The sequence below is a fragment of the Mucilaginibacter angelicae genome (genome assembly GCF_042434235.1).
Taxonomy (GTDB): Bacteria; Bacteroidota; Bacteroidia; order Sphingobacteriales; family Sphingobacteriaceae; genus Mucilaginibacter; species Mucilaginibacter angelicae.
This window is the reverse complement of the sequence record NZ_JBHLTS010000080.1, coordinates 292,678-303,936: the sequence shown is the minus strand read 5'-3', so window position 1 is coordinate 303,936 and position 11,259 is coordinate 292,678. Positions and strand designations below refer to the sequence as shown.

Annotated in this window: 8 protein-coding genes and 1 tRNA gene; 1 reads left to right on the top strand and 8 read right to left on the bottom strand. The window is 39.9% G+C overall.

The genetic code is table 11. From position 1 onward, the window contains the following. Window positions 1-10: 10 nt before the first annotated feature. From ACFFGT_RS32630 to ACFFGT_RS32605, 6 genes are all read right to left on the bottom strand, one after another. The gene (locus ACFFGT_RS32630; protein WP_377026709.1) at window positions 11-436 is read right to left on the bottom strand and encodes a very short patch repair endonuclease; all 426 of its coding nucleotides are present in this window, start codon (window positions 434-436) and stop codon (window positions 11-13) included. A 36-nt stretch (window positions 437-472) separates the two neighbouring features. Beyond that, window positions 473-928, bottom strand: coding sequence for a hypothetical protein (locus ACFFGT_RS32625; protein WP_377026708.1), 456 nt, complete (start codon window positions 926-928; stop codon window positions 473-475). A 57-nt stretch (window positions 929-985) separates the two neighbouring features. Further along, entirely contained in the window at window positions 986-1,531 is a 546-nt protein-coding gene (locus ACFFGT_RS32620) for a hypothetical protein (protein WP_377026707.1), read from the bottom strand. Between the two features lie 2 nt (window positions 1,532-1,533). Beyond that, entirely contained in the window at window positions 1,534-1,950 is a 417-nt protein-coding gene (locus ACFFGT_RS32615) for a hypothetical protein (protein WP_377026706.1), read from the bottom strand. A 761-nt stretch (window positions 1,951-2,711) separates the two neighbouring features. Further along, window positions 2,712-3,932, bottom strand: coding sequence for an alpha/beta hydrolase-fold protein (locus ACFFGT_RS32610; protein ID WP_377026705.1), 1,221 nt, complete (start codon window positions 3,930-3,932; stop codon window positions 2,712-2,714). Window positions 3,933-4,098: 166 nt separating this feature from the next. After that, window positions 4,099-4,173: transfer RNA gene (locus ACFFGT_RS32605), tRNA-Val, on the bottom strand. Between the two features lie 229 nt (window positions 4,174-4,402). Between ACFFGT_RS32605 and ACFFGT_RS32600 the strand changes: the two genes are divergently transcribed. Then, window positions 4,403-5,437 (top strand): hypothetical protein, encoded by a 1,035-nt coding sequence (locus ACFFGT_RS32600; RefSeq protein ID WP_377026704.1) that lies wholly within the window; start codon window positions 4,403-4,405, stop codon window positions 5,435-5,437. 26 nt (window positions 5,438-5,463) lie between these two features. Here the strand turns inward: ACFFGT_RS32600 and ACFFGT_RS32595 are convergent, their stop codons facing one another. Together ACFFGT_RS32595 and ACFFGT_RS32590 are read right to left on the bottom strand one after the other, a co-directional pair. Then, complete coding sequence (locus ACFFGT_RS32595; RefSeq protein WP_377026703.1) at window positions 5,464-9,933, bottom strand: FG-GAP-like repeat-containing protein; 4,470 nt, start codon at window positions 9,931-9,933, stop codon at window positions 5,464-5,466. Between the two features lie 238 nt (window positions 9,934-10,171). Beyond that, on the bottom strand, window positions 10,172-11,185 hold the full coding sequence (locus tag ACFFGT_RS32590; protein ID WP_377026702.1) for a hypothetical protein: 1,014 nt from the start codon (window positions 11,183-11,185) through the stop codon (window positions 10,172-10,174). Window positions 11,186-11,259 lie beyond the last annotated feature (74 nt).

Below are 11,259 nucleotides of genomic sequence, written 5' to 3'. Positions count from 1 at the left end.
TTGATAAGAACTACGTTTTGCCAATGGTTATTTTATTCGGTAGTTCTTCAAGTGTTTTAACGCGCTGCTTCAATTTTAACTCGCATCCCCAGATTACAATTACCCGCCAGCCTTCGCCTCTAAGTTTATCTTGAGCTGATTGATCGCGACAAATATTGTTGCTAATTTTTGCATGCCACCATTCTGTTCTGGTTTTTGGAATTGTGGCATAACTACAGTTTTCGTGTCCGTGCCAAAAACATCCGTTAATAAATACTATAGTTTTATACTTAGGAAGTATAATATCCGGTTTGCCGGGGAGATTCTTGTCGTGTAGCCTAAATCTAAAGCCTTTTGAGAACAAAAATTTTCTAACCAAAAGTTCCGGTTTTGTATTCTTTCCTTTTACTCGGGACATATTATAACTTCGAGTTTCCTTGCTATGGTTATCGGCCATTACATCCACATAAAAATATAAGCTACCTACTCTTTATCAATCTTCTTCTTCTTCGGTGAATTCTTCAAATACAGCGATAAGCTCCGGACAGGCAGCTGTTATTTTACCTGCCTCAACATCATCCAGAAATTGGTTAACTTCTTCGATAGTGACGTTCTCTTCGTCTTCATCATTTCCTGTATATCCATATAGACATGAAATATCGTATAAAGTTTCCGCTAAAGCTTCAGGATCAAAATTTTTTATTTTAAATGTATAGCTAACAAACTCAGAAGGTAAACTGAATGTGTATTCGAAATATTCAGTGTCTTCAGAAATTAATTGGCCTGAATAAGCTGCAAATGCGTAATCATAGGCAATATCCTCGCGCTCACTAAAAAATTGCTTTGATGTTCTAGGTAAGTATAATTCTAGAAACTCATCGGTCTCTGTTTTGATGAGTTCTTGGATTTCGGTTCTGTTAAACAACTTGATTTTAGGTAAATCAATCATATTAAAGATTTAAAAGTGTTAAGAGTACTTTTTAAAAATATCCGCATTCCCGGTTTATCACCCACGCAAGCCCAGTTCATCAAATTCTCCGAAATTATTGGTGTAGCCAACAAAAATGCCCTTGTCGTTATTGAAATAGCTATTAAGAGTGTCGAAATTCCTTAATGTTAATGGTAAAAATAAACAATTATTGTATATCCCCTTTTGATATTTCCCAACGTAGCGGTATAGGTTTCTGATTTTAATGCCTTTCAACCTATAAAAAGACTTAAGATTATAAAGATCAATATCGAAATCTATTGACGATCCGTTAGTCGCTGTAAAACTGATGATATTTTCAGAACCTTCATCGAAATCAAAAGGCGCCTTTATCTCGCCGTAAACTTCCTTATACTCACCGTCCAAATCAACAGGAAAATAGAATTCATTATAAAATAGAGCGTCATTAATTCGTTCATAATTAGGCCTTTCATTTGTAAAGCCTATAGGCAAGGCGATCGCAAAGAAAAAAGTCTGAACTTCAACATCAGATTCCCCCGGAAAAACGAAGCCAAATTTTCCTTTATTAAGCCCGTATGTAAATTGAAAAATAGGAAGTTTCATATCTATAGTATTTGGGCCATCAGTGAATTATTAAGAAGATCTTCTGCTTTCTTACTTTCGAATTTATATTGATGTGCAAATGAAAATGTAGCGAATGGAGCGACTACAACATCCACACCGAATTTATGACTGGCTGTGGTATTTTGCTGAATAAGCATATTCCAATGCTGTCGAACCAAACCTGAAGTTTTGAGTATTTTACTGGAAAGTAACATAAGTTTTGGCTCATCGACCGAAATCTTCAGCACGGATGCCGCCTTATCATATCGCCCTTTTGCAAGCATCGCCGCCATTAACGGTTCTGTCCCCAAATAAAATCCCTGGCCCAGTTCTCCTCGTCCCTTTGTAACATCGATAGAATGGGGTGGGCCTAAAATTTCGGTTGCATGAGTACTATTGGTACCGTGATAGATTTCCATATAAGTTTATTACTTTTAATTGTGTAAGGATAATTTTAAAGTTACAATCTTGTATCAATAAATTATTTAATTGAAAAAGCTATTTCAACAATATTAGTAAGCCAGCATATAGAAGACGACATCCATAGATTGCAAAATAAAGATTCGGAGTTGTTCCTTTACCCTTATTATCTGCCAAAACATATTAAAATCAACCCTAACTCTGTGACACGTTGATAATTTGAAGACCTTTTCGAAAAATATTCTGATATAAATGATATTATTCTTAATTTTGATGTAACCCATTTGCATTCAATTAGTTGCAAAAAATAGGTGAGCATCTGGTGAGCGCCAGGTTTTTAGAAAGTAAAAACATTGAAATTCAACAATATAAGGGCATGGTTCGAGTCCCGTCCATTCCGCTGAAAACAATGTCAAAATTGTCTAAAAGCCTGTAAATTATCGATTTACAGGCTTTTTTGTTTAACCGAAAGCACCAAAATATACTATGTAATTCTTGAAGACGAAAAAAGGGATCAGTCAGAAAAGTTGTGGCAAAAAAGTATGTAGACAAAATACATAAATGTCAAAGGTTAGGCGAAAATAAAAAAGCCTAACAGAGATGTTGGGCTTTTTGTGGGAGCTACTGCACATATATCGAACCATTTCCTTTCTGATTTGCGTTTAATAGTAAATTTAGCCTGAAAAGCTTTTTGGTTCAAGTCGTAAATGTGGCAGGTTTCTGATACTACCCTTTCATAATTGGTAGAAGGCTTGATATATTATTTCTGCAACTCCAACAAACTCGATTTAATTTCATTTGATGTGGGGTTTAACTCGTTGGCTTTTTTGTACGAAGCGATGGCTTTTTGCTTTTCTCCTTTCATAGCATAAGCTGCGCCCAAAGCGGTAAAGGCTCTTGAAGAAAACGGGTAATTAATTGTATTCATTTCCAGTAGCTTAATGCCATTATTTAGGGTTGCCGGATTTTTTACTAACCATTGTGCCCAGTCGTTGAAGTATGCTTCGTCAGGCAAAATCGGATACCCAAACCTTTGCGATAATCCTTTATAGTGTTTCATAATGATCTCCGGATTGACCTCTTCATCACTTACCGGAGGAAGCATCCATTGGTGATAGATAAATCGAAGTCCGTCATAGTATGATTTAATAGGAACAGTCATATGACTCTCAATCGGATAGGCCATATATTCGAAATCTAATCCTTTGATATTTAGCTTTTTGAGCAGGGAATCAAACTTTAAAACATTGGTATGAAACGGTGATCCTGGTGAAGAAGAATCTTCGTTGCCATCGCTAAAAAAAAGCGTTTTCGATAAAGTTGATCCTGCTTTCAATTTTTTATCCGCGAGCTTCAGAAGGAATTTTTGATCCCACCAGAAGGATGGGCTCACGGCAATGTATGCGTCAAACATATCTGGATAATTAATCAGGCAATTGATGATTGTCAGAGCTCCGAATGAGTGTCCCGCAAAGATGCGGTAAGGTTGAGTTTTGTAATTTGAAATGACATAGGGCATGAGCTCTTTCTGAATGAATTGAAAAAAATGCTCATTTCCCCCGCTGTTCTTATACGGGGAATTAGCGGTGGTATCCGTTTTTCCAGAATAATCAACATTGCTGCGAGATGGAGTAAGGTCACGGTTACGGTCTGTATTTGTTATTCCTACAACGATAAGTTGAGGAATAACAGATACATCTTGCCGGCTGAGGTATTTAGAATATTCTACCATCTGGGCGAAATGATTGTCGGCATCCAGAACATAGATCACCGGATATTTTTTCTCAGGATTGGCAGAATCTTTCGGTGTGTAGATCAGTATCCTTCGATCTTCTTTAAGAATGTCGGAATGCATCATTACAACTTCTCCCTGATCAGACTTAATTGGTTCTGTCTTTTGCGCATTTGCTTTAAATGAAAAAAAAAGCGGTATAATAAAAAACACTAATGTGAAATTCTTTTTTAGGAAACGGGATTTCATATGATTGGGAATGGTGAATCAACTCCAATAATAAAGTTTTTCCAGATCATTAACCCGGTTTGGTTGCTGTAAAATTTGCAAGCGATTTGCACGCACTTTGAAAGGACAGAAAAGTTAGGGAGCAACAAAAAACCCCTTAGATATTATCTAAGAGGCTTTTGTTAAGTGGGAGCTACTGGGTTCGAACCAGTGACCCTCTGCTTGTAAGGCAGATGCTCTGAACCAGCTGAGCTAAGCTCCCTTTGTTTTTAATTTACCGTTATAGTTGGTAAAACCGAGCGGCGAATTTAAATCACTTTGATATATAATGCAAATACTTTTATAAAGTATTTTTCATTTAAATGAGTTTGAGGCGGATAAATAAGTTTAGAAGCCTTCATGTACTGGCTGCAACTAAGTAAAATCTTTCTTTTTCATCGCATTTACAGGCTACAGTAATGTTTCTATATTTGTTTATCACAATTAAACATATGCGTAAAATATTTATTTTACAGGTAATTGCCTTATTAAGTTCATTAACGCTGCAGGCTCAGCATAAGCAGCAATTTGATTTGGATGCCCCTGCTGTAAAGGTTAAAAACAGCCGCTATAATGCTATTAAACTTATTGATATCCGGAATGATACAACCAATATAGGTTTTGTTCAAACCGGGATGCTCAACCGAAGGGCCCTGGTGGTGCCGGGAAAGCCACTCGTTAATCAACTATCCGGCTTATTAAACAGCATCACTGATTCATCGGCCACGCACAACGAGCTTCTGATGGAGTTAAGACAATTTAGTTTTGCTGAAATGACCGGAGCAATGAGCGAAAAAGGCTATTGTTGTTTAAGGGCAGGGTTATATACAAAGGTTGCTGATAAATACTGGCTGATAGGTGCTATAGATACATTGGTGCAGGTTAAGGGCATGGTAGATGTAACCAAAGCTTTGTTGAAAACCGGGGGAGAAACCTTGTGTAACTTTATTGCATATAATTTATTGAAACAACCGGAAGGAACAGAAGCTTTCACTGTACACGAAATTTTAAATATCGATAGTGTTGAAAAAAGCAGGATCAAGCTTTATAACGTATCAGCTTATAAAGATGGCTTATATACAACCTATAAGCAATTTATGGATCAGGAGCCTGATAAGCAGATTGTAGTAGATGGATACGAAATATATCCGGATGCCGTAAAAGCAAAAGATAAGGATAACAAGCTGAGAAAGGTAAAATCTCAAAGTATATACGCCATTGTTTATAATGGCCAGCCTTATATTGCCTCGCGGGATGAATATTCTCCGCTTAAAAAAGTGGGTAGTGATTTTCTTTTCACGGGTAATGCAAAAGTTTCACCCAGTATGGGCGAGCAGGTCACTGCTTCTATGATGCTGGGGCTTTTGGGCAGCCTGATGGTTTCAAATGCTGAAGGAAGGTTTGAAATGAAAATTGATCACAAAAACGGAAGCTTTATAAAGCTAAAAGAAATTATTGAACCTGAAAAACCGGCCTATAGCGAATAGGAATTGAATGTAGGGTAATAGTTACCTCATTGCTTTATCACTTTAAAAACATTTTCGTTGCCATCCAAAGTTAGGTGCAGCGTATAAACCCCGGTTTTAAAGGCCGTAACATCCAATTGCAATACTCCGGCCTGGTTGGTGAATTGTTTGTTATATACTGGTCGGCCATCGCTTACGGCATATAGTTGTACCGATACGTTGCTTACCGGCGTAAGGCCAATATTTACATTTAGCGTGTTTTGAAATGGTACAGGGTACGGACTGATAATGCCTGACAGGTTTATCAGTTTTTGTATTATGCCCTGACATTCCTTGTCGGTGCTTATGCTGAGTTTGTTGTTACCTGCATTAAGCGGTAAGTTGATACTGTTGTTAGTGGTAGTATAGTTGGTGCCATTAAGGTTGATATTATATACAGATCCACCAGTAAGCGCCAAATTTACTGTTTTGTTTTCCGTGTTCACGGTTGAATATAGTGTCAGGTCCTTAGGTTCCACAATCACCACATCGTAACATTGCTTGTAATCACTTTGTTCGGCCATGGTGATGCATAAATTGTAGGTGCCGGCGGGCAGATTGTTAAATGCACCTTTTGTTGTAAATGGCAGTGTTTTAGTTAAACCGTTTCCAGTAAGCGCGGCAGTATAGGTAAAGGCTTGATTTGCGTCGATATTAACTGAGCCATTATTGCTGCCTTTACAAGTAGCGCTTACGGTTGATACGGTAAAGTTAGTGTTAGGCAAATTAAGCTGGATAATGCTATTTTTAAATATGGTAGCATTGTTGCCAAGGTAATTGGATACAATTAATTCAGGGGCCTGATCGCCGTCAAGATCGGCAGCAACAATGCTGCCCGGCTGGTAGTTGGTATTATAATCAACTTTTGCGGCAAGGCTAATAGCGCTTGTCGTGCTTGTATTTTTTAATACCGATATGCTGCTGCTACGATTAGCAACTGCAATATCGGGTAAGCTATCGCCATCCAAATCGGCAACGGCAATTGATGACGGGCTTGTGCCGGTTGCAAATTCAACACCTGTTGCAAAGATTATACCGCCTTTGGTGCTTGTGTTTTTAAAAACCGATATGGTGTTTGATTTGGTATTTGGCACAATGATCTCCGGCCTGCCATCATTATCCATATCGGCGATAATGGGTTGTCCGGTGTTTTTGCCGGCGTATAACCTTGCGGGAAACACTACTGGCGTAAAAGAAACCCTCCCGATAGTGCTGGTGTTTTTAAAGACCGAGATATAGCCATAGGCATCCAACTTTGAATAGTCAGGCAGTATGACTATCACATCGGGTTTGCCGTCGCCGTCAATATCGGCCAGGTTAGCACCCAGCGGAAAACTATCATTGGTAAGTATAATGGCGTCATCAAAATAAGTATAATTTTTTTCGGTGCCACCGTTCCTGAACAAGGCTATGTTAAAACCACCATTGCTGATAGATAAAATATCGGGCCGGCCGTCGCCATCAACATCTCCTACTGATGCTTCAAAGGAATAATCCGCGGGTTGTATGACTTGTCCATAGGTGAGGAACGAAGTATTGCCTGGTGTGCTATTGTTTTTGTAAGTATTGATAGCTACCCCGGTAGCCATCACCAGCTCAGCTTTGCCATCACCATCCAAATCACATGTGGTTAAATATTCTCCAGTCTGATCCCTGTTAAAATTTGTTTTGAAAGACAGGTTATTTTTTGTGCTGGTATTGCTTAAAACCGCTGTACCGCCGCCGGTAACTATTACATCAGGCTTGCCATCGTTATCCATGTCTTTTACGCTTACCGCTGATGCCTGGGTAACACTGCCAACATTCTGTTTTACAGCAAAGGTAGTTGGAGTAAAAGTATTTTGCGATTTAAAGGTGACGTTGAAAACTCCGGATGCAAAGGCCGTTAATTGGTTTACGGTTACAGTGAGGGGAGCAGCAGTAGCACCTACGGGCACTTTTACGGTGAGAATGCTATCGGTAGCGGTAATGACCTCGGCTGTTACTGCCCCCAAATAAACTAAATTGTTGGCTGCAGTTGTGCTAAAGTTTTTGCCTTTGATGGTTACGGTTGAATTAACATCGCCAAAAAAGGGTGAAAAAGAGTTAATAACAGGTTGCGGTGCTGTATATGTAAACTGGCCAAATGCGGCAGTGCCGTTAGGAGTAGTTACACTTACAGGGCCGGTTGCCCCTTTGCCCAAAGTTGCTGTAATTGTTGTTGGCGAAACCACCGTAAACGATGCCGCATCACTGGTGCCGATTTTCACTGCCGAGACGTTGCTGAAGTTATAACCATTAATAGTAATTACTGTTCCGATACTGCCAACGGTGGGCAATATTGTGTTAACTACCGGAGGCGCTGCCTGACTATCCACGGTTTTGGTGCGAACATAAACAGGGCCATTTGTATAGGCGTATACCGGATCGCCGTTGGGTGCAAACGCTATGGAATGATTGGTTCCTGTATATGGTACCATCCCGTTGCTGCCTGCATCAGCCCATGTCCCCTGGTTTAATTTAAGTAGTTGCCCGTTAGTGTAATTATCTACTGAATTAGATTGTAAAAATGCAAGGTACAGTTGGCCGGCTGGGTTAAACTGCATTTTTGGTATACTGGCCAACGCGAATGATCCTGTAGGGCCGCCAATAACCTGCCAGCTATTATTGCTAAATTCGTTAACAATAATTTCTTCTGCACTGATATCATAAAACGCCATATAAGGTGTGCCATTGGCCCCTATTACCAAATTGATATCCCGTACGGCACCATGTGTAAAGTTTTCGGCTCCCATGGTTACCCAGGTAGTGCCGTTAAAGCGCTTAGCGTTTGGCTTGTTAGATGAAACATCCAAATAGGCCACATATGGCACATTATTTTTATCAACTGCAATATTGACGTTAGAAACAATACCAGCAGAAAATGCAGCCTTGCCCACAAATGTCCAACTGCCATTGCTGAATTTTTGAACCGATATTAAACCACCATAGTTAGTATCGGAATAAGCTATATAAGGCGTGCCGTTGGGTGCGATAGTTATTTTGAAAAAAATACCGCCATAGCGGGCTATATTACTGCCCACATCTACCCAGGCCGTACCATTGTATTTTTTAACCACGCACGAGTATTGGCTTGAGTCCCTGTAAATCACATACGGTGTTCCATCCGGTGCCAGGTCCATGTCCAGATCAGTCAGAAAAACGCCTGCCTGCGATAGGGTTGGCAGGCCTACATACTGCCAGGCACCCGATAGATATTGCTTAACCGATACTTTTCCATTATTAAATGCATCATTAAAGGCCACATAAGTTGCGCCTGTTTTTGCCACTTTTAAAATTACATTATTTGATGACTGGATAGATACGTTACTTGCGCCTACGTTTGTCCACTGGCCGTTGGTAAACATTTTCACAACTGCTTTTGCGCCCAAATCATAATCAGAATACGTAAGATAGGGCGTGCCGTTTTTTGATATGGCTATGCTGGTGTAATTTGCCTTATCTGCAGGTAAATACGCCGGGCCAACGCTTGTCCAGTTGCCGCCGCTTAATTTTTTTACTACCGGTTTGTTTTTGTCGCCGGCATCGCAAAAAGCAAGGTATGGTGTGCCATCAGGCGCTATAGCCATATTAATATAATTGGCAGCGCCTTTTGAAAGCCCTGTTGGACTAACCACTGTCCATGTTCCGTTTTTAAACTGCTGCACTACAGCGGCGCTCCCTGCAGTCGAATCCTGGTATGCTACGTAGGGCGTAGCATCGGCAGTTAGAGCCATGGTGACGTTATTAGCCCCGGCATTGCTAAAACCATCAGTGCCAACAAGCTGCCATTTGCCGGCAACCAGCTTTTTTACCGATACTTTATTTCTGTTTTTAATAGCTGCATAGGCTGCGTAAAGTGTACCATCTGCTGCAACGGCTATTTTATTGTAAGTTAGTGGCGACCCTGATACATTATCCAGGTCGCCGGCGTTTTCCCAGGTGTTGGTAAACTTTCTTACAGCTAACCCGCCACCGTAAGCTACAGAAAACCCCGAATACAACACATTGTTGGGGTCAACAGCAAGGCTGGGGTATATCCCTGTACCGATAGGATAACCAACTCTTGCCCAATTGTCGCCAACCAGTTTTCGGATTGTTACAGTAACAATATTTTTATCGGCAATGCTGGGCACGTAAGCAAGATATGGCGTGCCATCGGTGCTAAATGCAAGTGCTGGGTCCGACGAATAATAGCCTTCGTTAATGGTGATGCCCACCTGCACCCACCTTTTACCATCATATTTTTTAACGGTAATTGTATTGTTGTTGGTATTGTCGGTAAAAGCGATATATGGAGTGCCATCGGGTGAAATGGCAATGATATTAGAAGACGTAAAACCCAGGCTGGGGGCGCTGATCTCCTCATCTGCGCCGAAGGGTTTCCATGTTTGCGCGGATAATAATGAAGGACAGGCTATAAAGAAAAGTAGGGAAAGTAACGCGTAAAATTTATTCATAATGGGATAAGGTTGGTATAAATATATAAAACCCATTATGATTAAGCAAATTGAATATGGTTAATTGAGGCAAGGCTAAATGGGTAGCTAAAAATAAAAAAGCCTAACATTTCTGTTATGCTTTCGTGGGGCAGCCTTTAATTATAACACGCCATTTTTTTCTATTATTTGAAGCAATTGGCAGATTTGAACCTAAACTAATATTGATTTAAATATGCTTCATATCGGCTATCTCTCTTTAATTGTTTTTATCTTTCAGCTTATTGCAAATTTCCTTTAATATCTTTTTTTGCCGGCTCGTTCCAGTTTTAAGCACCTGGTCAATTTGTCCGCGAAATGCATCCACAAATAGGCTATCATTTTTAAAATCTCCAAAACAGGCTATCTTTTTTGCAGTTAAATCTTCTGTTTCCTTTTTGTAAGATGGAATATTTAATTTGTAAGTCAGCGTTTTAGCATCCCATGAGTACCATGCACTGGCATCTCCTTTTATCAATGAGATGTCTGATGGTTCCGGAACTGCGCTTTGATAGTTGGGAGTATAAAAAAAATCATAAACATAATTAACCAAAAGCCCGTCGCTGTTGTCTGCGCTAAACTTAAAATTCATTTTTACATTCTGATTCAGAAACGGTGACCATCCACAGGTATTGGCTTCGTTCACCAATTCAAGGCAGCGGTAAACTTTATTGTGGATTAACTTGTAAAAACAATAACCATCGGCATAAGTGCACGTTCCTCTGCCATACAAATGCCTGCAATAAAAAACCTTGTTCTTAGAAAAGTTATTGGCAACAGATAGTTCTGTGCCTTCGTTAAACATCCAAATATCTTCAAAATATAACAAATACCACTGGCCTTCAATTTGCTTAAATACCCCCAGGTAAGGCGACCCTATATCCCAGGCTAATAAACAGATTAGTTCTTCTCCCGGCTCGCCATCAAGGTTAACAAACAATGGATTAAGCACCCGGCCGTAGTCCGGATCAATATGATGCCCTCCCTGGTTGATCAGTGTATCCGGCTTTATAAAGCTTTCAAATTCATGCAACAGGCCTTTGGTGTTCCGGCTATAATCAAACCGGCGTATTTTTTCAATCCAGTAGCTCGGTACCTTTATCCTGACGTTATAATTGCCATGATCACTTGTGTCCCGGTAAATATTTTTCCCGGTTACAACATTTTGGTTGTGAGGTGCACAGCCTGTTAAATAAATTAATAAAACCAAAAAAATGATGAGCAGACGTGACATGGGATGGCAAATAAATCAGTATAAATATAGCCAATGTTGCTCAAACCCCTCTGGAAGCAGCCCCAAAAGTATTG

Excerpts from the sequence above, each read along its gene's own strand:
- ACFFGT_RS32630 (WP_377026709.1), bottom strand. The coding sequence starts at position 436 with ATGGCCGATAACCATAGCAAGGAAACTCGAAGTTATAATATGTCCCGA.
- ACFFGT_RS32620 (WP_377026707.1), bottom strand. The coding sequence starts at position 1,531 with ATGAAACTTCCTATTTTTCAATTTACATACGGGCTTAATAAAGGAAAA.
- ACFFGT_RS32610 (WP_377026705.1), bottom strand. The coding sequence starts at position 3,932 with ATGAAATCCCGTTTCCTAAAAAAGAATTTCACATTAGTGTTTTTTATT.
- ACFFGT_RS32615 (WP_377026706.1), bottom strand. The coding sequence starts at position 1,950 with ATGGAAATCTATCACGGTACCAATAGTACTCATGCAACCGAAATTTTA.
- ACFFGT_RS32600 (WP_377026704.1), top strand. The coding sequence starts at position 4,403 with ATGCGTAAAATATTTATTTTACAGGTAATTGCCTTATTAAGTTCATTA.
- ACFFGT_RS32625 (WP_377026708.1), bottom strand. The coding sequence starts at position 928 with ATGATTGATTTACCTAAAATCAAGTTGTTTAACAGAACCGAAATCCAA.
- ACFFGT_RS32595 (WP_377026703.1), bottom strand. The coding sequence starts at position 9,933 with ATGAATAAATTTTACGCGTTACTTTCCCTACTTTTCTTTATAGCCTGT.
- ACFFGT_RS32590 (WP_377026702.1), bottom strand. The coding sequence starts at position 11,185 with ATGTCACGTCTGCTCATCATTTTTTTGGTTTTATTAATTTATTTAACA.